The sequence below is a fragment of the Francisella sp. 19S2-4 genome (genome assembly GCF_036281795.1).
Lineage (GTDB): Bacteria > Pseudomonadota > Gammaproteobacteria > Francisellales > Francisellaceae > Francisella.
Genome location: NZ_JAWUZH010000015.1, coordinates 1 through 21,286, shown reverse-complemented (window position 1 = coordinate 21,286; position 21,286 = coordinate 1). Strand labels below are relative to the sequence as shown.

Below are 21,286 nucleotides of genomic sequence, written 5' to 3'. Positions count from 1 at the left end.
ATACTGGTTTTTAATACATGAAAGTATCATCTGATGTTCTTATAAAATTAAATTTCATATTTATTATTTTTATGTTTGTAGGAGTCGCTGGACACTTGCAAGCATTTATATCTATTGGATGGGTTGGTGTAATAGCTACATATTTATTAAACAAAGATTTTTCCTTAATAGACTTTAAGAAAAATAAATTTTTTTGGCCATTGTTAGGAATGGGAATCCTTATTTGCTTCAATCTAATCTATTTGATGGTTGTAAATAAAACTGGTTTATATTTTAAAGATTTAATATATTTTGCTAATCCAATGATACTTCTAATATTCCTATATGGATCTAGTCATATGTTATCTAAGAATATTAGGTATGCTAATTATTTGCTATATACATTAGCCTTTATAGTAGTATCTATCGCTACATTTAGGTTTCTATTATTTTTTGTATATCTCTTAGATGGGCAAAATTACGTTATACAAAATATGGATGAAATTGCAGGCCAACAGTTCATATTTGCTATTTTATTACCTTTTTGTGCTTTTTTTTTAGCAGTAAAGGCTTTAGATGTTAGTAAAAATAAAATTGTTTTCAGAGTGATTGCTTTTATTATTGTATCTATTTTAATTTTTACAACTTTATTTATTAATACTAGCAAAATGGGGTACATAATAGGAGCAGTTGCATTTATCTATTATTTTATACTTCTGATAAAAAAGGTTGTTAAATATAATCAATTAAATATAAAAAAAGTTTTATTAATATTATTAATTAGTTTTGGCGTATTACTGACAGCATTTACAACTGTATACAAAGATTCAAACGTACTGCGCGATCGAATTACACCTATGGTTACTAATTTAAATGATTTTTTCTCTAATAATTATTCTACTAGCCAGCGTAATGAATTAGAAAATACATCTACAGGAATTAGGTTGCTATTTTATACGACTTCGGTAATAGTTTTAAAATCTGATTTGAAAGTTTTCTTGCTAGGTTGTCCTATAGCTGAGCATACTATTGATTTTGGGAAATGTGTAGAACAGGTTGTCCAAAAAAGTCCAAATATTCAAAAAAGTAATAGAGTTTTTTCAAATCTTTCGGATATGCCATATGATCATCCTCATGATGATTTCTTATATTACACTTTTAAAGCAGGTATATTAGCTGGCGCACTGGAAATATTGTTTTTCATATTTCTATTTTATGGGTCAAAAAAGCTTGATCAGTATGATAGCAGTTGTATGAGAGTACTACTACTAGGGTTTCTTGTGTTATGCTTGTTTGATAGAGGAATGTCATATCAATCATTTACGGCTACAATCTTCAGTATTTTATCTATATATATAGCCAAGATTCTTCATAATCAGAGGAAATAATTTTATAAGGAATTATAGTGTATGAAATATTTTAAATCTTACTTACCAAAAAACAACTCTGTAATAGAAGAGGGTAATATACCTAAGAAAATCTTCATGACATGGCGCTCGCATGAGTTAAGCGACACTATGTATAATAATATTCAACTATGGATAGAAAAAAACCCAGATTGGGAACTTCATTTATATGATGATCACGAATGTATAGAGTTTATAGAATCTAATTTTGATCAAGATGTAGTTGATACATATAATAATCTATTTCCTACTGCATATAAGGCAGATTTATTTAGATATTGTTTACTCTACATATATGGAGGGGTATACACAGATGTTAAAATGGTACCTTTAGAGCCACTTTCTGAAATTATTACAAAAGGTATTGATTTCTTATCAGCTAAAGATAGGCTGTTTGATAGATTTGAATTTGATGGCTATATATTTCAAGCTTTTCTCTGTGCTAAACCTAAACATCAGTTTTTTAAGCAAGCTATTAAAATGATAGTTGAAAATTCTCAAACTGGTTATTATGGTAATGATCCTTTATGTCCTACAGGCCCAGGTTTATTGGGTAGAGCTATAAATATTTGTTGTAATAGATCTAAAACTTCTAAGATTGGATTAGGTATACATTGTATTAATGATTTTAATTTTGAGTTGTTAAAACATGGTGATAGTGCTATTGTTGATAAGAATGACAAACAACTTATTTTGGATAGGTATAGTGACTATCGCAAAGAGTTACATAGTGGTTTTGAATTAGCGAGACGCTATAATGCATGTTGGTTTATTAATAGAGCTTATATTAAGTCACATAAAACTAAATCAAAGAAAAAGTACTTTTTAAAGAATAAATTTACATATACTTTGCGTTATGTATACTTTGTTAAGATAGTAAAGATATTAAAGAAAATTTTTAATAAAACTAAATAATCATTATCTAATAATAAATTATTATTGAGATAGAAAGGATGTAATAAATGAAACACTTCCAATCTTATTTGCCAAAATCGAACTTTAGCAATGATAGTTATATACCTAAAAAAATTTTTATGACATGGAACTCTCATCAACTAAGCAATGACATGTATGATAATATCCAGTTATGGATAGAAAAAAATCCGGAATGGGAGCTTAGGTTATATGATGATAAGGAATGTATAGAATTTATAGAATCTAACTTTGATCAAGAAGTAATTGATGCATATAACAATTTACTCCCTAAAGCATATAAAGCTGATTTGTTTAGATATTGTGCTCTTTATGTATACGGAGGTGTATATACAGATATAAAAATAGTACCTTTACAACCCCTTAATAATATTATTACTCAGGATACAGAATTTTTATCAATTAAAGATAAACATGATAAATATTACGAATTTAATGGCTATATATATCAAGCCTTTCTCTGTGCTAAACCTAAGCATCCATTTTTTAAACAAGTCATTGAAATGATAGTAAGTAATTCTCAAAAAGGATATTATGGGAATGATCCTCTATGTCTTACAGGCCCTGGTTTGCTAGGTAAAGCTATTAATATTTGTTGTAATAAACCTGCAACTTCTGAAATTAGATCAGGTATACATAATGTTAGTAACTTGAGTTTTGAGTTATTAGAATATCGTGATAAATCTATTATTGATCGAAATGATCAAGAGTTTGCTAAAAGTTCATATAAGGGCTATCGCAAAGAATTATATGCAGGTCGTGAGTTGGCCAAAAGCTATCCAATATGTTGGTTTAATGCCAGGTGTTATATAAAGAATAACAACTTACCTAAATCTAGATATTATTTACGCAAAAAAGAGTTTTTTATTGTAGATTATTTGTATCTTATTAAAGATGTTAAAAAAGCGAGGTTATTTGCTTTAAAGTCTTGTATTTTAAGACCTCTATTGGCAAGTAGAATAGTATCTAGAGTTATTGGTTATGAAAAATCAAAAAAATAATATAAATATATCAACCCAGCATTTATTACATATAACAATATCCAGTAAGTATGGGGTAATAAGAGAAAATATAGTAAATTAAGACTGTTAGCTTTTAGCTATATTCTACAATAGCTCTGAAAATAAATGAGAACTTGTAAATATTATTCGTTTGTTTTAGTATCATAGGTATAAAATCTTTTATTATAATTATATTGTGAAAACTAAAAATATTAAGAATATTGACGTTATAGCACTATCACTAGGGCGTCGTTTTTCTGGCATTAATGCTAGTATGCTGGCTGTTATGCCAGAGCAGAATAAGTTAGTTGATATTGCTGCGATGGGCTTTAATATTGAAGCTAAAGATATCAAGACTATTAGATTTAGAGATTTTCTATTTGGATGTTGGCGTGATAAATGGCGCATTTGGCATGCACGTAGAAATATTGATATGCTAGTTGGTATAATACTTAAGTATATTTTTGGTTATAAAATAATTTTAGTTTTTACTTCTGTGGCACAGCGTCATCATAAGAAGCTTACAAGATTTTATATAAATAGAATGAGTGCTGTTATTTGTCCATCTAAGATATCAGCATCATATCTTGAGAAAACTCCATATATTGTTCCTCATGGTGTTAATACTGAAGTTTTTTATCCAGCAAAAGATAAAAATCAAATTAGAAAGGAAAAAAATCTAGTAGGCCAATATAGTATAGGAATTTTTGGTCGAATTAGAAAATCAAAAGGTTCAAAAGAATTTATTGATGCTGTAACACAAGTTCTAAAAAAATATCCAAACTGGAGTGCTGTAGTTATTGGTGAGGCAACACCTAGCGATCAAGAGTTTAAAGAAAGTTTAGAGAAAAAAGTAAAAGAAGCTAGTTTAGAAGATAGAATAACTTTCACAGGTTTTATAAGTGATTCTAATGAAATTCCTGATTGGTATAGAGCTTTAGATGTGGTTGTTTGTGCTAGTCATAAAGAAGGTTTTGGATTACCTGCTTTAGAGGCTATGGCGTCAAAATGTGCAGTTATAGCTACAAAAGCAGGAGCTTGGCCTGAAATAATTACAGATGGTGAGAATGGTTATTTAGTAGATACTCAATCTAGCCAACAAATTGCAGAAAAACTTGAAGTACTTATAACCAATAATAATTTGAGAGAACAAATGTCTCAAAATGGTTATGAGCTAATAAATGCTAAATATAAAATTCAAAATGAAGCCCAAGGTATTCAGGAAGTCTATAATAAATTATTAGCAGAGAAAAAGTAGATTAATTATCGAACTTTATAGAGTTAGTTTTTATTTATTTCAACTAATTTATTTGTAATATCATTATTTGGGAAAGGAAGCTTTTCTAAGATTATATCAAAGCCTTTAGAATTGTCTTTATCTAAAGTATTTAGATCAACAACTACAGGATTATTAGGGTGATTATATGTTGAAATGTAAAGCTTATTGTCATTTAGATCTTTAATTACAACATAGGCAGTATGGTCAAACATTTTCTTACCTTGTAACTCATCAGCAACAACACCCTTAGGAATATCCACATTATGTAAAATATGAGTAACTTTTGATACTAAATCTGCATCATTTTCAGGAGCTTTATTATTTGCATAATATCCAATAGCTGCTACTCTAACGAATCTTGATGGAGGAGAGTAATCACCAGGAATTCCAAGTAATCCACCACCTAAGAAACCACTTATATCTTGGACAGTTCTTTGATGTTTATCAGTATTTATTGCATCACTAATTTTAAGGTTGGTTGGAGTTCTATTATCTAATGATAAATAATTTTTTAAATTAAGTAATTGCCAATCATAAGTTGGAGCGTTTGTCATTACTTTAACATTTGAATTAACATTATAGAATTTAGCTTTTCCATCTATATATTCTACTACTAATCCAGCACCATTTTTATCTGTGATTAGGAAGTGTACTTCTGGAGATATGCCATCAATCATTATGCTCTTATCAGACCATATTTTGTATTTTTCTAAAGCTTGTCTTACTTCATTTACATTAGAGTATTGACTTAATATCAGAGTTGTAGATTCAATTATAGAGGCATATTTGGGATCATTTTTATTTACTGTTTGGTACTTTGTAAATCCTGGTAAATAGTTAGCACTAAGGCTAAGTCCTTGGCTATTTTGACCATCTATTACAAGAGTTTGTCCGTCTTTTGATAATCCTGTTGCTAAGACAGAGTATTTAGATTTATATTCTTGTTTTGGAAGATCAATATTACTAGGAGCTGTAAGATAATGCTGGGTACCTTTAGGAATATAAATTAGTTGCCAGTTCCAATTTAATGCCCATTCCATAGTTCTTCCAGAGACAACATCTCCTTTTTTATTTACTAATGTTATAGCTGTGCAAGCTAAGGATTGGGATAAAAGTATTAAAGAGATTAGTATACCTGTAAATAGTTTTTTAGATAAACTTTTCATCAAAGACCTTTAAATTTAAATATATTTAATACTAATGGTAGCATAAATTTTCTTATCAGATACTAGTTATATTTTGATATTACTATATTATATTTGATAAGCAAAATGAATATTATAAGTAGTAAATGGTAGATATTTCAACGCAAAAACACCCTAAGGCGCTCTGGTATATTATTGCAATATATATATGGGAATATTTTAGTTTTTATGGAATGAGAACTTTGCTTATTTTATATCTAATTGATTTTCTTAAACTTGGAGATACAAAATCATATGCTATTGCAGGAGCATATGTTACTTTGGTTTATCTATCACCAATAGTAGGAGGCGTAGCTGCAGATAAAATTTTAGGTTATAAAAAAGCAGTAATTTATGGGGCAAGTCTTATGTCTATAGGCCACCTTATTTTAGGTTTTGGTGGGGATAGTATGCTTTTTTATGGTATGGCGTTTATTGTTTGTGGGTATGGGTTTTTTAAAAGTAATGTATCTTGTTTGTTAGGTCAGCAGTATACTGCAGATGATCCAAAAAAAGATTCTGCATTTACACTATTATATTTGGGTGGAAATCTTGGTGGAATAATAGCTCCAGCACTTTGTGGATTGGCAGCATATTATTATGGCTGGCATTATGGCTTTGGTATTGCTGGTATTGGAATGATTTTAGGTTTGATTATTTTTATATCAGGATCTAAACATATTCCAGATGTTATTCCTGAAAACTCTACATCAAAAACATTGCAATCATCGATTATAATTTTAAGCATTTTAGTTGTACTATTTGCTAGCTATTTTTCATTGAGTTTATTATGGGATGGCTATTTGTTAGCAGTTGTTACTGCTATTACAGTGGTCTACTTTATTGCAATTTTATTCAAAGTAGATTCTTCTACAAGAAAATCATTGCTTATTTTGGTACCATTTTTTATTTTTGGTATAGTGTTTTGGATGTTTGATGAGCAACTTTATACTTCAGTAGAAGTATTTATTCATAGAAATGTTGATACATATTTACTTGGTATAGATATACCAGCAAGTATGTTTACCTCAATGAACTCATTATCCATCTTATTTGGAGGTTTAGTTGTTGCGTGGATATGGAAGAGAGTGAAGTCGCTAGATAATGATTTTGGTAGAATGATTAAATTTTCTTTTGGTTTTATTTTCCAATTATTATGTTTTATTTTGTTCTTTATGGCAGCAAAAAATGCAAGTGTAGATGGTACAACTTCAGCATTGATTGTTATAATCGCATTAGCTTGTTTGGGAGTATCAGAATTATTTATCGATCCAATAGCATTATCTGAGATTACATCAATCAAAGATAAAAAGCATACTGGGTTTTTAGCAGCCACATATATGCTTTTTACAGGAAGTATAGCTGGATTTATCGGTGCTAAGGTTGCTGATTTTGCTTCACTTGGAAACAGTAGTTCAAAAACGCTTGATTTAATTAGTCAAGCAGAATTGTTTCAAGGACTATTTATGCATATTATATTTGTAATATTTGTAACAGTATTATTGTGGTTTGTTGTGGCATTTTTTATTAAAAAATTAAAATAATCTTATTATAAAAAAATAGTCGTAGCTTATAAGATTTAGATTATTTATATATTAATTAACAAGTATAAAATGCTAGGATTTAGATATGGTTTTTGAGTAAATAGTTTATACTTAGCTTGAAATTGAAAAGAGATTTTAATTTGGACGAGTTAATTATAAATATGGAATAATATTAATGGAAATACAGCAAAACCACACTAGAATTAATATACTAATAGCTGTTATTTTTGTTTTATTAGCACAGCTAGTTACAGGAATAAATATTACAGGTTCTAAATATATTATTGAAACTACTCCTATTTTAGTTCTAGTTGAGTCTAGGTTTATTATAGGAGCATTATTTCTTATAGTTGTATTTCTCTTTCTAAATAAGAAAAAGAAAAAAGCTGAGATAATAGCAATAAAATCTTTAAATAAAAAACAATGGCTAGTATTGGTTGGTCAAGCATTAGGTGGTGGCGCTTTATTTAACCTAATTATGTTAGCAGGTGTTCAGTTTACTTCTGCTAGTATGGCAGGAGTTATAACAAGTACATTACCGGCAATGATACTTGTGCTAATGTTTTTTATATTAGGCGTACGATTAACGCCTTTAAAAATTATTTGTGTTGGTTTAGCGATATTAGGTCTAATTATTATTAATATTAATGGAATGATTCAACCTAAGATTACAACATTAAATTTATTAGGGGATTTTATTATATTTGTTGCAATGGTGCCAGAAGCAATGTATTACGTACTTGTGAAAGTTATGCCATTAAATATTAAGCCATTAAGTAATGCTCTTTTGGTTAATATTATTAATGCGATTTTTGTTGCACCTTTTATGTTTTTTACTCATTACGATACTTTGCAAAACCTTACTAGTCTTCAATATTGGATTATCCTATTATTAGGTATAGTATCTGGTTTATTTTATTTATTTTGGACTAAAGGAAGTGAGTTTTTAGAGGCTTCAACAACAGGAATGATGACAGCACTGATGCCAATTTTTACCTTAGTTATATCTTGGTTATTCTTAAATGAAACTATCAATCTTACTCAGACATTAGCCATGCTTTTAATAATCGTGTCAATTATTATAGGTAACTGGAGAAGAAAAAGACGGTAATTGGATTAATTTTTAATCAGGACATATAAAAAAAGGGTACACAGCCACTATTTTTTCATTATATAAAATGATTTTAGTATTTGATCGCTCTAATGCAGGAATTTTAAGCTCTTGGAATAATACTTTTAGTTTGTTGGCTTTGTTTCTACCTGGATATTTACACTTATCATCAGATTGTCTATCTCTAATAGTTAGTTTATTTAAGTCGTAATCTTTATTAGTTTGAGTTTTTAACCATTTTAATATCTCAGTATGCTTTGCTGAAAATGTAGTAGGCTTTAATACATCCTTTATCAAAAGTTGATCATATTCAATTGATATATCATATAGCGGATTAATATTAATCTTCCAGCCAGTAGAAGCATTATTGACTCCTAAATAAATATCTTGCACTTGTTTATTTTTAAGACTTTGAGATGTAATTTTTTTAAACCAAAAATGAATAATACTTTTTTGTATATCATTATCTAGGCTGATAAGTTTAGATATGGTGATATTGTCATTTTGAGATATTTGATCTAGTTTTTCGGTTATTAACTTATTTAATATATTATTACTTTGTCCACATATATTAGCACTACGAGAGAGAGTTTCACTAATATTTGGATTTACTTGTTGTAGAATGGGAATCACTTCATTACGAATTAGATTGCGACGATATTTTATATCTAGATTACTATCATCATAAATATAGTCGATATTATTTTGCTGAGCAAATGCCTCAGTATCTGATTTTTTGTAATTAAGCAGTGGACGTAAAATCGCACCAATATTTAGCTTCTTATAATAGGGTATCCCAGCTAATCCAGCTAATCCGGAGCCGCGCATAGCCTGAATGAGAAATGTTTCTGCTTGATCATCTAGATGATGTCCTAGTAGTAGTAGAGGATTTGAATAGTTTTTCATTTCTTGTTGAAAAAAACTCATGCGCTGTTTACTTGCCCATGCTTCAAAACTTTCACCTTTTGGAACTTGCTCTAGAGAGTGGCTAATAAATTTAATATTATATTTATCACAAGTTTTTTGGCAGTGTGTTTGCCACTCTAAAGCATTTGGGTGAACATTATGATTTATATAAATAGCAATTATAGGGGTATTTAGGTCTTTAGCAATATTTAATAAAACACTTGAATCAATACCACCACTGTAACCAATAATTATATGTGAAGGCGAGAATTTTTTTATTTCATTTGAGACAAGAGTTTTATCTATAGACATTTAAGGGTACCTCTGAAAACTATGTGTATGTGGATTACCTAGATCAAATTTATCACAGCGAGGCAAAAATTGAGAGTAATAGTATGCCTATTGCTAAGGTTTACAACACAGGTGTGGTGAATTTGGGCATTAAGATGCATGCTCATTAGTTATTAGTGTTACCCTTATATTAAATAGCGAGTTTTGATTGTTGCTTTGATCTTTTTAAATTCTTCAACAAGATCTCTAGCTTCATCTGAAGATGAGCGAATATCCATAACTACATAACCAATATTCTCTAGAGTTCTTAAATATTGCCCCTCAACATTTATGTTTTTAGAGGCTAATATTTTGTTCAGTTCATTCATCATACCAGGTATATTTTCATGGATATGTAATATTCTATGTGTATCTGTATGTATTGGTAGGGATATTTCTGGGAAGTTTACTGCATTTAAAGTAGAGCCATTATCAGAATATTTAATAAGCTTTGCACTAACTTCATTAGCTATGTTTTCTTGAGCCTCAAGTGTACTTCCACCAATATGTGGAGTTAGAAAGACATTATCAAAATCTCTTAATGGACTCTCGAAAACTTCTCCTTTTGAAGATGGCTCTATTGGGAAAACATCTATAGCAGCACCTTTTAATTTACCATTTTCTAGCACTTTAACTAAAGCATCAATATCAACAACATTTCCACGCGAAGCATTTATTAAAACAGAGTTTTCTTTCATAGCATCAAACTGTTTAGTTGAGATCATGTTTGCAGTTGTTGGAAGTTGAGGTACATGTAAAGATACTACATCTGATTGTTTTAGAAGATGATCTAAGCTACTTACCTGTACTGCATTTCCTAATGGAAGCTTTTCTTCAATATCGTAAAATATTACATTAAAACCAATACTTTCAGCTAAAACACTAAGTTGCATGCCAATATGACCATAGCCAATAATTCCTAGAGTTTTACCTCTAATCTCATTAGCATTCTCAGCAGATTTTAGCCATTGTCCGCGGTGGGCTTTAGCATTTTTATCAATAACATTTCTAATTAGTAAAATAGCTTCAGCTAATACAAGCTCAGCAACACTACGAGTATTTGAAAAAGGAGCATTAAATACAGGGATACCTAAATCATGAGCTGTTTTTAGATCTACTTGGTTTGTACCGATGCAGAAGCACCCTATAGCAGTAAGGTGCTGTGACTGTTCAAGAACATCTTTAGTTAGTTGTGTACGTGAGCGTAACCCAACTATTTTAAAATCTTTAAGCTTATCTATAAGATCTTGACCTTCTAAAGCAGTGTTTAGCAGCTCGATGTTTTCATATCCCGCGGCTTTAAATGCTTCTAAAGCATTTAAGTGAATACCTTCAAGTAGAAGGATTGGAATTTTCTTTTTATTAAGAGATAATTGACTCATTTAGACTAGTCCTTTAAATTGATATTTTTGCCTTAATAGCAGGATGGTATTTGTAATTTTTAAATTCAAAATCTTCATACTTATAGTCAAAGATGGAATCTGGTTTTTTTAGTATTTTTAATTTAGGTAGTGCTAATGGCTCACGGCTAAGTTGTTCAATAACTTGATCAATATGATTGTTATAGATATGACAATCTCCACCAGACCAAATAAATTCACCTACATCTAGATTACATTGCTGAGCAATCATATGGGTAAGTAATGAGTAGCTTGCAATATTGAATGGTACGCCAAGAAAAGCATCAGCGCTTCTTTGAGTAAGCATGCAAGATAATTTGTTATCTGCAACATAAAACTGAAACATAGCATGACATGGAGGTAAGGCGGAATTACCTATTGCAACATTCTCTTGAGGAGATATTTTTTCAGATGGTACAACACAAGGATTCCATGCAGAAACCAAAATCCTACGAGAATTAGGATTTGTTTTAAGCATGTCGATAACTTCAGCTATTTGATCAATTCCTTGACTATTAAAATCACGCCATTGCTTACCATAGATAGGACCTAGTTCACCGTCTTCTGTAGCCCACTCATTCCAAATACGAACTTTATTCTCATTGAGATATTTTACATTAGTGCTACCACTTAAAAACCATAGTAACTCATGAACAACGCTAGGTAGATGGATTTTTTTCGTAGTAACTAGAGGGAATCCTTTTTGAAGGTCAAAACGCATTTGATAACCAAAAATACTTTTAGTACCTGTACCAGTTCTATCACCTTTAGTCGCGCCATTTTCTTTTATATATTTTAGAAAACTTAGATATTCTCGCATTTGTTTTTTCCTCTTGTCTTGATAAATAGAGCAATTAAAATTATTGCACCTAATATAATCATAGGTAGAGATAGGATTTGCCCCATAGTCATCCAGTTAAAAAAGATATAACCATATTGAGGGTCTGGTTGTCTAAAGAATTCACAAATAAATCTAGCACAACCATATAAAAGCATAAATAAGCCCAAGACTAAGTAACGAGGACGTTTTTTCATAGTTACAAACCATAATACTGTAAATAGAATAACTCCTTCAAAGAAGAATTCAAATAGCTGGGAAGGGTATCTTGGTAAGGGACCTCCTGTTGGAAAAACCATACCGATAGGAGAATCTGTAACACGTCCCCAAAGCTCACCATTTATAAAGTTACCTATTCTACCTGCTCCAAGGCCTATTGGTACTACTGGAGCTACAAACTCTCCTAGATCAAAGAAATTAGCACCGACTTTTCTTGCATATAAAGCAAATGCTATAAGTACACCAATAAATCCACCATGGAACGACATTCCACCATCCCATATGTAAAGCATCTGTAAAGGATTGTCGAAATAATATGGTAAGTTATAAAAGATGATATAACCAATTCTACCACCCAGTATAACGCCTAAAGCAACATAGAAGACCAGATCTCCAACCTGTTCTGGCTTTACAGGAGACCATGGTTTTCTTTTAGCTCTATATTTAAGCAGAGCCCAACCAGCGAAAATTCCAAATAGGTACATTAAGCCATACCAATGAATTTCGATAGGTCCTAGTTTTAAAGCAATTGGATTAAAGTGAGGATAATGTAACATTAGTAAGCCTTAGATTAGTGCTTGAGATTCAAAATCTATTGCTGGAGAATAGTTTATATACTCTGGTTGTTGAGTCGGTTGAGCTTTTTTCTCAGCTGATTTTTCTTTTCTTTCACTATCTTTTTTAGTGTTTTTCTCACTAGTTTTTTCTTTAGCAGATGATGCTTTAGTATCAGCAGGCTTTTTCTTAGCTTCTTTATTTTCTGCTTTAGAAGTTGGTTTTTCTATTTTTTGAACAACTACTTCTTCTGTTGCTTGTTCTTGCTCATCAATAGTAATTACTTTTTCTTCTACAGCAGCAGCTTTTTTCTCTTGCTCAGCTTTAGCTTTAATTTCTTGAGCTTCTTTTAGAGCTCTTTCTGCTTCTTTTTTAGCTTCAATAATAGCATTTATTTCATTATCAACGGATATAGTATTAAACTTTAAGTATTTTTGAGTTTTTACTTTCTCTTCAGTGTTGATTTTTGTCGCACCATCATCTTTTAAGCTATTATAATTTTCCAAGACATCTTTAACCATTACAGAGATAAATTCATCTGGGTTTTTAGAAATAACTTTTTTGATATTATCTACGCTGTTATTTGATATCTGATTACTGTATTTGACTTTTGTAATATCAATAACTTCTTCAGCATTATTAAGACTAATATTATTGCTTCGGTTGTTATTTTTAGTATTTGAATTTTTGTCAAATTTATCGTTGTTTCTTTTATTTTTATTACGATCATTTGATCTATTATCATTAGTATTATTACGATCGTTATGCTTATTATTATCTCTCTGTGGCTTATTGTTCGCCTGAGGTCTTTGAGAGTTATCTTGGCCTTTGTTGTTTTTATTATTACGATCGTTAGAGTTGTTATCACGATTATTACGTTGATTATTATCTCTTTGATCTCTTTGAGGCTTGTTGTTTGTTTGCTGCCTTTGAGAGTCATTAGCTTTATTTTTGTTGTTTGGCTTTGACTCTTGTTTAGGAGTTTCAGTATTTTTCTCAGAGCTACTTGAAAAAATGCTAACTAATTTAGAGAAAAATCCTTTTTTATTAGTTTGTTCTTTAGCTGTTATTGGAGTTAAGCTCTCTTCTTTTTGACTAGATTGTTGGTCTGTATTATGCTCAGTGTTTGTAGCTTTATTTTCTACTTTAGCAGAAACTTGTTGATCTATAGCTTTACTTAGATCTACTGCAGCAACATTCTTTTTTCCAGCTTTTGGAATCTCAACATTATAGACATCTTCAATTAGGTCAGAGCTTGAACGATTAGATTTGTAGCTAGATCCCCAAATTCTTTGCATTTGAAATTTAGGAGACTCCATATTGAAGTTAGGGATAATCATTATTCTAACTTCTGAAATTCTTTCGATATCAACTATACTATCTCTCTTTTCATTCAGTATATATGCTGCTATATCTACAGGAACTTGGACTCTAATTTCATTAGTGTCATCTTTCATCGCCTCAGCTCTAATTTTACGTAAGATTGTAAGAGCTGTTGCTTGAGTTGTTTTAATGAATCCATGACCTTCACAGCGAGGACATTTTTGCATTACACTTTCGTTTATAGAAGAGCTTAGACGTTGTCTTGATATCTCAACAAGTCCAAGTTTAGAAATACGAGACATTTGAATGCGAGCCTTATCTTGTTGTAAAGCCTCCATTAACTTCTCTTCTACTTGCTTTCTATTTGGATAGAAAGACATATCTATAAAGTCAACAATAACAAGACCACCTAAGTCTCTGATTCTAAGTTGTCTAGCTACTTCTTCAGCAGCTTCTAAGTTTGTTTTAAATGCTGTAGTTTCAACATCTTCAGCTTTATTTGCTCTAGATGAGTTTACATCTATTGCTACTAGTGCTTCTGTTGTATCAATTACTATAGATCCACCGGATGGTAAACGAATTTCTCTTTTATAAGCATTTTCAATTTGTTGATCTATACCAAATTGAGTAAATAAAGGTAACTCTTCATTATAGAACTTAACTTTATTTATATCAAAACTTTGTCTAAGTAGATTGAGCTGTCTTTTAACATCTTCAAAACACTCTTTAGAGTCAACAATAATTTCTTTGACATCTTCTTTTAAATGATCTCTAACTGTTCTTACAATGATGTCACTTTCTTTATGTAGAAGGGCAGGTTTCTTAATCTTGTGATAAGTTTGTGAAATAGAAGACCATAGCTCAACTAATGTATCAAAGTCATGTTTTAATTCTTCAAATGAGCATTCAACACAAGCTGTTCTTGCTATTACACTCATATTTTTAGGTATATTTAGATCTTTTAAGTATTTTTTTAACTTCTCTCTATCATCACCTTCAACACGACGAGAAATACCACCACCATTAGGGTTGTTTGGTAGTAATACCATGTATGAACCAGCTAATGTAATAAATGTAGTTAAAGCAGCTCCTTTATCGCCACGTTCTTCTTTGTCTATTTGAACGATTAATTCTTGACCTTCAGATAGTAAAGGCGCGATATTATCACCATTAGGAACATCTTTTAGATAATACTCAGAAACTTCTTTAAATGGTAAGAAACCATTTTTTTCTTCACCATAGTTTACAAAAATAGCATTTAAGCTAGGTTCGATTCTTGATATATATCCTTTATAAATATTGGCCTTTTTTTGTTCTCTGTCGACATTCTCAATATCTAAATCTATAAGTTTCCCGTTATCTAAAGTAGCAATCCTCGTTTCTTCGCTACTTTTGCTATTTATTAATATTCTTTTCATTCTTAATTCCTTCAATAAATGTAATTCACAGCTGACCTTTTAACGAGTCAACTCGCTTTTGACCTTATGTTATGGTCGTTTTTATTAAAATCGCTATATTTTAAGCAAATTTCTTATGATGAAACTGATTAGATTTACCATCTCTAACCATATGCCTAATATTAGTTGCGATTTTGTTAAAGTACTATGTACGCAATTATTTGATATAATAGCAATATTGACTATTAAATGAAAGAATAATTAAGTTTTAAATGAGTCTTATTTATTTGGATTACGCTGCTACAACTCCACTTAGTCCTAAAGTTAAGCAAGCTATGTTAAGTTCTATTAATGATGATAATGATTTTTTTAATTCAGGGTCATCAACATATGAAGCAGCAGAGCTTGTTAAGTCAAAGATTGAACAAGTAAGATTTGATATTGCAAAAACACTAGATGTTTTACCACGTGAAATAATTTTTACATCTGGGGCTACAGAATCTAATAATCTTGCGATAAAAGGAGTAGCTTTTGCTTATGGAAGTAAAGGTAATCATATAATAACCTCAAAAGCAGAACATAAAGCAGTATTAGATGTATGTGCTTTTCTCGAAACACAGGGGTTTAGTGTTACATATTTAGATGTTAATAAATTTGGAGAGATTGATCTTGATCAGTTAAAAAGATCAATAACACAGCAAACAATACTTATAAGCATAATGGCTGTTAATAATGAGCTTGGAACTAAAAATAATTTGTCAGAAATTGGCAAAATTGCTAGAGAAAAAGGAGTGATCTTTCATATTGATGCTGCTCAAGGTTATGGCAAGATTGATATCAATATAAAAAATATGAATATTGATTTGCTATCTGTTTCTGGACATAAATTATATGCTCCTAAGGGAGTTGGGTTCTTGTATGTTAGATCTAAACGACCTAAAGTTAAATTGGTTAAACAAATACACGGTGGCGCACAAGAGTTTAATCTTAGGGCTGGTACTTTAGCAAACTACCAGATATTTGCTTTAGGAACAGCTTGTAAAGAGATGTTTGCTAAAAAAGAGCAGAATATTAAGCATGTAAAAGAAGTGCAAGATCAATTTTTAAAAGTTATAAATAAAATAGGCAATGTTAAAATAAATACAAATCTTGATAATAGTTATCCAGGTATTTTGAGTATTTCATTCTTAGGTGTAAAAGGAGAGACTTTGTTAGCGATGTTAGAAGGGACTTGCTTATCTATGGGGTCTGCATGTAACTCCCAAGCAGTTGAACCATCACATGTTTTAACTGCAATAGGTTTAACTTCAGATGAGGCTGAATCAACTATTAGAGTTTCATTTGGCTTACAAACTACTCAAGAGCAAGTTATTCAAGCAGCATTAAATATCAAACAAAAAGTTGAGCTCTTAAGGGCATTATCTCCACAAGGTGAAGCAAATGTACAATAAATTAGTAAAAGATCTTTTATCTAAAATAAAAATCGAAGATGGTTATATATTAACTGAGCAACAAAAATATCAAGTTAAAGATAGTTTTTCGACAGTAGAGTTATATATTTCTGATGATATGATCTCATATAGAGTTTTTGGTGATGCTTATATTATGGCTATGGTTAAATTCTTGCAAATGAAGTTACAAGATAAACAAGATCTTAAAGATATATGTTTAGAAAAGTTAGTTGCAGACTTTGATTTACCTGAAGTTAAGTATAGAAATGCTTTACAGATAGTTGAGCTGGTAGAGAAAATTAATGAGAGATCAGTTATATAATTTCTATATCTTGCATCAGCGCAAGTATAAAGAAAATGCTCTACTAGTAAGTGTATTTACACAAGAGTTTGGTAAGCTATCGGCTATTATTAGAACTAGTAAGAAAACTCTTAATTTGTATCAACCTTTAGTTAAGCTTAGAGGACAAATTAGTTTTGCTAAAAAAGAAGAGGGGCTTAATAAGATATATAATATTGAGTTTATTGAATCTTTTTATCAAAACTCATATATTAATCTATTATCTTTACAGTACATTAATGAGTTGATCTATTTGTTGTTGAGCTATTCTCATGAGGAGAAGCTTTTATTTGATAAATATGCATTTATCTTAAAGAATATTGATGAAAATAATTACAGATACTTATTAAGGATGTTTGAACTAGAGCTTTTAGATACTTTAGGACAAGGAATATATGTCGACTGTGATGTTGAGAATTTACCCATTAAAGAAAATTATAATTACTATATCATTCCTCATGGCTTTAAAAGATCTTTCGATATCCTTTCAAATACTGTAATGGGAGCTAGTCTTTTGAAAATTAATCAGCCATTTAGTATGTGGAGTGAAAGCGATTTAAAGATTATTTCTAGAGTAACACGAATATGTATAGATAATGTTTTAGCAGGTAAAAAGCTTAAATCACGAGAGTTGCTTGTTGATTATCTAAATTTAAAAAGGAGATGAGTTTTTATTTAGTAATTTATTCTTAAGAGCTTTTATAAATGATATTGTCGGCGGTATCAAAGATACAATTATTATTAAGATTATAAATAAGCCAAAGTATTTTTTCACAAAAGCATTGTTACTAAAGAAAAATGCTATGTAAATAATTAGATAAACCCAAATAAAGGCTCCGATAATACCCATAATTACAAATTTAGAATATTTCATACGTGCCATACCTGCTGTGAAAGGCATAAATGTTCTAACAATAGGTGTAAATCTCGCAAGAATTATAGCTAGAGGACCATATTTATTGAAAAAATCTTCAGCTTTTTCTAAGTGAGCTGTTTTTAATATTTTTGCATCATCTTTAAAGATACGTTTACCAATTATTCTTCCTAGAAAATAGTTGCAAGAATCACCACATACAGCAGCAAGAACTAAGATAGGAGCTACTAGGTGTACATTAAGAGTAGTGGCAGCACCTGTAAGACCTAGAGCAAATAAAAGAGAGTCTCCTGGTAAAAAAGGTGTTATAACTAATCCTGTCTCACAAAAAATAACTACAAAAAGTAATAAGTAAGTCCAATCACCCAAGATATTTATATAAGTGCTTATAAATTGATCTAGGTGTAATACAATATGTAATAGTGCAGTAATAGTATCCATTCGGATGAGACCTTTCAATGAATTGTCGTTAGATTATAAAAAAATAATTTTAAAAGGTTAAGGCTTTTTTGCTTTAATTTTGTTTTTGAACGATTTAATAGCCATTTGTATTAAAACAAATGCGATTATAAGCATTATTATTAGGCTTAAGTATTTTTTCACAAAAGGGTTATCACTAAAGAAATAAACAGTATATGTTATCGAAAATGACCATATGATAGCTGAAATTGCACCAAAGGTAACAAATTTGAAATAGTTCATACGGCTAACACCTGCAATAAAAGGTGTTATAGTTCTAACAAACGCAATAAATCGTGAAAAGAGAATAGCTTTGTTGCCGTGTTTATTTAAGAAATCTTTTGTTTTAATTAAGTATGCAGTTTTAAAAATTTTCGCATGAGTTGAAAAAATTTTTTCACCAATAAATTTACCTGTAATGTAGTTACAGCTATCGCCAACCACTGCCCCTAAAAATATTGCTAATACAGCTAGATGAATATTTAATCCAGTTGCTGCAGCTGTCACACCAACTGTAAATAACAAAGAATCTCCAGGGAAGAAAATTCCTAAAACAGAACCAGTTTCACAAAAAATTATAAAAAATAATAAGATATAAAACCATATTCCAAGACTATTAACAAAATAATTAATATACTCATTAAAATGTAAAATAAAATCAAACATAGCCAAACTACTCCGGTTTGATCTTTATTGATAATGCATGGATATATGGCATAAGGTTATCAATAGCTTTAAAAATTTCTTTATGTGATGAGATTTTTCTCATAGCACTTAATTTTTGCGAAGAGATATTTAATACAAAATTATATTTACCTTCAGTATATCCTCTATGCTTTATATGCTTATGTGTTTCATTAATTATTTCTACGCTTGCTTGAGGATCTATTTTAGACAGTATTAACTCTTTAATTTGATTTGTTACAGTAATACTATCCATTTCATAAAATCCTTGTAGGTGTGATTATTGTATCAAGCTTGATGTCATATGTATTAATGATAATAGCATCATTTTGCTGTTCATCAAAGGCTATACCTATGGTTATAGGTGATTTTTCATTCTTTTTAAAACTTAATGAATAGTCATAAAAGCCTCCGCCCATGCCCATTCTGTACTTATCTTTTGTAAATCCAACTATGGGAACTATAATTATATCTAGCTCCCATGCTGCTACTATATCTTGAGGTTGATAGAAAGGTTCTTTGATTTTATATTTATTTAAATAATAATGTTTAGAGTCTTTGGTAAACCATAATCCATGTTTTATAAACGGATGAACTATTGGTAAATAAATGTTGTTAAAAGTATCATTTATAAGAGTAGTATTTATCTCATTTTTTAATGATAAAAAACTAGCTATTTTTGGATTTTGAAAAGTTTCTTGTATGTAATTAATAACTTTTTGATTTATCTCTTTAGATAAAGAGTCTTTATTTTCTAAGCTATTTCTAATATTTAGTAAATGTTTACGAATTTGAATTTTATCCATAGCAACATGTTTTAAATATAAATAATAGTTGTCCAGATTACCGTTTTAGCTCAATGTTCTTGATCCCTTTTGGTATCAAGTGGGTGTCATAGTTTCAACGTTGGGCTTCTTTGTCAGTGCAAAGCACCAAAGCTTGCTCTCTAGTTAAAACACCAAACTCCCTATTCTAAGTAGTATCGGCTCAAGATTGTAGCTAAACCACTAATAATCCAGACAACTAAACTTTTGAATTACATCGCTATTATAGATTACATAAGAGTTGGTTTGAATGGTTTATAGTAAAAAGTTTAGAGATATATTTCTTGACTTTCTTTAAATATCTACTGTTAGTGATAATTTATAATAAAAGGGCAATCTACATGCTCAGTATATTGGCAATTAAAGTTTTTTAAATAAGAGTTTTGTTCTTGATAAATATGTAAATTTTGCGTCGATTTCATAGTTGCAGTTATGAGATGTGCTTCAATATTCGAGTAGTAGAAACATTCTATATCACAGATCTTATCTTTACAGTTGACTATATCTGCGCCTTTAAATGTTAGTGGGTATTCAGAGAATTGCGTGGGTATTTGATCTTTAGCAACCCAGCTATATTTAAAATTATGGAAGTTAGTTTCCGCAGTTAGGCCTTTAATGGTGGTTTTAAAGTTTTGAGGTGAAGGGCAGTAGTAAATAGTAGTATTAGCTAAAGAATATAGAGGATAGATAAGAATAATGAGTAATAAAGCTTTTTTATAGTACATATTTTGATTTTGAAAAAGAGCAATTTTTTATTATGAAATTAATTATATATATTTTTATTTTATTTTTTTAATAAATAGATCTATCAAAAATAAATAAGGCGTATTAATTTTAAACGGTCGTCTTATTGGAAAATATTTACTCTGTAATGTATTTTAAATTTATAAAAACCTTTTAAAAATAGCCTAGCCATGAGGTTTCTATTTTTTATTTATTCCATTAGTCAGTTATTGTTGACTTATCGATTGGACATAGGTGTTTCACAAGTTTTAGATATAGTTTAATATAAGGAATAGTTAACTATGAACTCAGCGATATTTTCATTCTGCCAGATTGCTACATTTAATAGAGTTGCTATTGATGCTAAGCAGATTCAACACGAGTATGGCGACACAGATGGTAGAATAAGTGAAGTCAATTTACTAAGAGCAATCAAAGCTAATAATTTTAAAAAGACTGTTGAATAAATCTTTCAATTTCTATGAATAGGAATATTTTTGCTATTTTTAGTAAAAACTTAGCCTTA

Annotated in this window: 20 protein-coding genes, 1 other RNA gene and 1 pseudogene; 10 read left to right on the top strand and 12 right to left on the bottom strand. The window is 30.0% G+C overall.

The window, feature by feature from the left end:
• Window positions 1-17 precede the first annotated feature (17 nt).
• The 4 genes from R8535_RS04760 (at window position 18) to R8535_RS04745 (ending at window position 4,577) form a co-directional block, all read left to right on the top strand.
• A complete protein-coding gene (locus R8535_RS04760) occupies window positions 18-1,367 on the top strand; it encodes an O-antigen ligase family protein (protein WP_329496990.1) in 1,350 nt (449 codons plus the stop codon).
• Between the two features lie 21 nt (window positions 1,368-1,388).
• Window positions 1,389-2,300 (top strand): glycosyltransferase family 32 protein, encoded by a 912-nt coding sequence (locus R8535_RS04755; RefSeq protein ID WP_329496989.1) that lies wholly within the window; start codon window positions 1,389-1,391, stop codon window positions 2,298-2,300.
• Between the two features lie 47 nt (window positions 2,301-2,347).
• Window positions 2,348-3,319, top strand: a complete 972-nt coding sequence (locus R8535_RS04750; RefSeq protein WP_329496987.1) for a glycosyltransferase family 32 protein — start codon at window positions 2,348-2,350, stop codon at window positions 3,317-3,319.
• A 196-nt stretch (window positions 3,320-3,515) separates the two neighbouring features.
• The gene (locus R8535_RS04745; protein WP_329496985.1) at window positions 3,516-4,577 is read left to right on the top strand and encodes a glycosyltransferase family 4 protein; all 1,062 of its coding nucleotides are present in this window, start codon (window positions 3,516-3,518) and stop codon (window positions 4,575-4,577) included.
• 23 nt (window positions 4,578-4,600) lie between these two features.
• Here the strand turns inward: R8535_RS04745 and R8535_RS04740 are convergent, their stop codons facing one another.
• On the bottom strand, window positions 4,601-5,764 hold the full coding sequence (locus tag R8535_RS04740; protein WP_329496983.1) for a linear amide C-N hydrolase: 1,164 nt from the start codon (window positions 5,762-5,764) through the stop codon (window positions 4,601-4,603).
• Between the two features lie 125 nt (window positions 5,765-5,889).
• On the opposite strand from R8535_RS04740, the gene R8535_RS04735 reads away from it, so the two are divergent.
• Both R8535_RS04735 and R8535_RS04730 read left to right on the top strand, forming a co-directional pair.
• Window positions 5,890-7,326 carry a peptide MFS transporter gene (locus R8535_RS04735; RefSeq protein WP_329496981.1) on the top strand — a complete coding sequence of 479 codons (1,437 nt, stop codon included), beginning with the start codon at window positions 5,890-5,892 and terminating at the stop codon, window positions 7,324-7,326.
• A gap of 175 nt (window positions 7,327-7,501) precedes the next feature.
• On the top strand, window positions 7,502-8,437 hold the full coding sequence (locus tag R8535_RS04730) for a DMT family transporter (protein WP_329496980.1): 936 nt from the start codon (window positions 7,502-7,504) through the stop codon (window positions 8,435-8,437).
• A gap of 12 nt (window positions 8,438-8,449) precedes the next feature.
• On the opposite strand, the gene tilS is transcribed toward R8535_RS04730, so the two are convergent.
• The 5 genes and pseudogenes from tilS to R8535_RS04705 all read right to left on the bottom strand — a co-directional run.
• A complete protein-coding gene (gene tilS, locus R8535_RS04725) occupies window positions 8,450-9,655 on the bottom strand; it encodes a tRNA lysidine(34) synthetase TilS (RefSeq protein ID WP_329496978.1) in 1,206 nt (401 codons plus the stop codon).
• A gap of 164 nt (window positions 9,656-9,819) precedes the next feature.
• Window positions 9,820-11,055 (bottom strand): phosphoglycerate dehydrogenase, encoded by a 1,236-nt coding sequence (gene serA, locus R8535_RS04720; protein ID WP_329496976.1) that lies wholly within the window; start codon window positions 11,053-11,055, stop codon window positions 9,820-9,822.
• A 13-nt stretch (window positions 11,056-11,068) separates the two neighbouring features.
• Window positions 11,069-11,893 carry a thymidylate synthase gene (locus R8535_RS04715; protein ID WP_329496974.1) on the bottom strand — a complete coding sequence of 275 codons (825 nt, stop codon included), beginning with the start codon at window positions 11,891-11,893 and terminating at the stop codon, window positions 11,069-11,071.
• Window positions 11,878-12,687 (bottom strand): prolipoprotein diacylglyceryl transferase, encoded by an 810-nt coding sequence (lgt, locus tag R8535_RS04710; protein WP_329496972.1) that lies wholly within the window; start codon window positions 12,685-12,687, stop codon window positions 11,878-11,880. Before lgt ends, R8535_RS04715 begins: the two co-directional genes overlap by 16 nt.
• A gap of 389 nt (window positions 12,688-13,076) precedes the next feature.
• Window positions 13,077-15,426, bottom strand: a pseudogene (locus R8535_RS04705) (Rne/Rng family ribonuclease); the annotation flags it as partial.
• Window positions 15,427-15,677: 251 nt separating this feature from the next.
• Here R8535_RS04705 and R8535_RS04700 point away from each other — a divergent pair.
• The 3 genes from R8535_RS04700 to recO are packed head-to-tail and all read left to right on the top strand — an operon-like array spanning window position 15,678 to window position 17,863.
• Entirely contained in the window at window positions 15,678-16,856 is a 1,179-nt protein-coding gene (locus R8535_RS04700; RefSeq protein ID WP_329496968.1) for a cysteine desulfurase family protein, read from the top strand.
• On the top strand, window positions 16,846-17,178 hold the full coding sequence (locus R8535_RS04695) for a hypothetical protein (protein ID WP_329496967.1): 333 nt from the start codon (window positions 16,846-16,848) through the stop codon (window positions 17,176-17,178). The genes R8535_RS04700 and R8535_RS04695 overlap by 11 nt, the downstream gene beginning before the upstream one ends.
• Window positions 17,159-17,863: a DNA repair protein RecO gene (gene recO, locus R8535_RS04690; protein ID WP_329496965.1), complete on the top strand. Its 705-nt coding sequence runs from the start codon at window positions 17,159-17,161 to the stop codon at window positions 17,861-17,863. Before R8535_RS04695 ends, recO begins: the two co-directional genes overlap by 20 nt.
• On the opposite strand, the gene R8535_RS04685 is transcribed toward recO, so the two are convergent.
• The 6 genes from R8535_RS04685 to R8535_RS04660 all read right to left on the bottom strand — a co-directional run bounded on the left by R8535_RS04685 (window position 17,849) and on the right by R8535_RS04660 (window position 20,762).
• Window positions 17,849-18,511, bottom strand: a complete 663-nt coding sequence (locus R8535_RS04685; RefSeq protein ID WP_329496963.1) for a VTT domain-containing protein — start codon at window positions 18,509-18,511, stop codon at window positions 17,849-17,851. The two genes, recO and R8535_RS04685, sit on opposite strands and share 15 nt — an antisense overlap.
• 57 nt (window positions 18,512-18,568) lie before the next feature.
• Window positions 18,569-19,195: a VTT domain-containing protein gene (locus tag R8535_RS04680; RefSeq protein WP_329496961.1), complete on the bottom strand. Its 627-nt coding sequence runs from the start codon at window positions 19,193-19,195 to the stop codon at window positions 18,569-18,571.
• Window positions 19,196-19,202: 7 nt separating this feature from the next.
• The gene (locus R8535_RS04675) at window positions 19,203-19,469 is read right to left on the bottom strand and encodes a BolA/IbaG family iron-sulfur metabolism protein (RefSeq protein ID WP_329496959.1); all 267 of its coding nucleotides are present in this window, start codon (window positions 19,467-19,469) and stop codon (window positions 19,203-19,205) included.
• A 1-nt stretch (window position 19,470) separates the two neighbouring features.
• On the bottom strand, window positions 19,471-20,019 hold the full coding sequence (locus tag R8535_RS04670; RefSeq protein WP_329496957.1) for a 5-formyltetrahydrofolate cyclo-ligase: 549 nt from the start codon (window positions 20,017-20,019) through the stop codon (window positions 19,471-19,473).
• A 25-nt stretch (window positions 20,020-20,044) separates the two neighbouring features.
• Window positions 20,045-20,238: non-coding RNA, 6S RNA (gene ssrS, locus R8535_RS04665), on the bottom strand.
• Window positions 20,239-20,345: 107 nt separating this feature from the next.
• On the bottom strand, window positions 20,346-20,762 hold the full coding sequence (locus tag R8535_RS04660; RefSeq protein WP_329496955.1) for a hypothetical protein: 417 nt from the start codon (window positions 20,760-20,762) through the stop codon (window positions 20,346-20,348).
• Between the two features lie 300 nt (window positions 20,763-21,062).
• On the opposite strand from R8535_RS04660, the gene R8535_RS04655 reads away from it, so the two are divergent.
• Entirely contained in the window at window positions 21,063-21,227 is a 165-nt protein-coding gene (locus tag R8535_RS04655) for a hypothetical protein (RefSeq protein ID WP_329496953.1), read from the top strand.
• Window positions 21,228-21,286 lie beyond the last annotated feature (59 nt).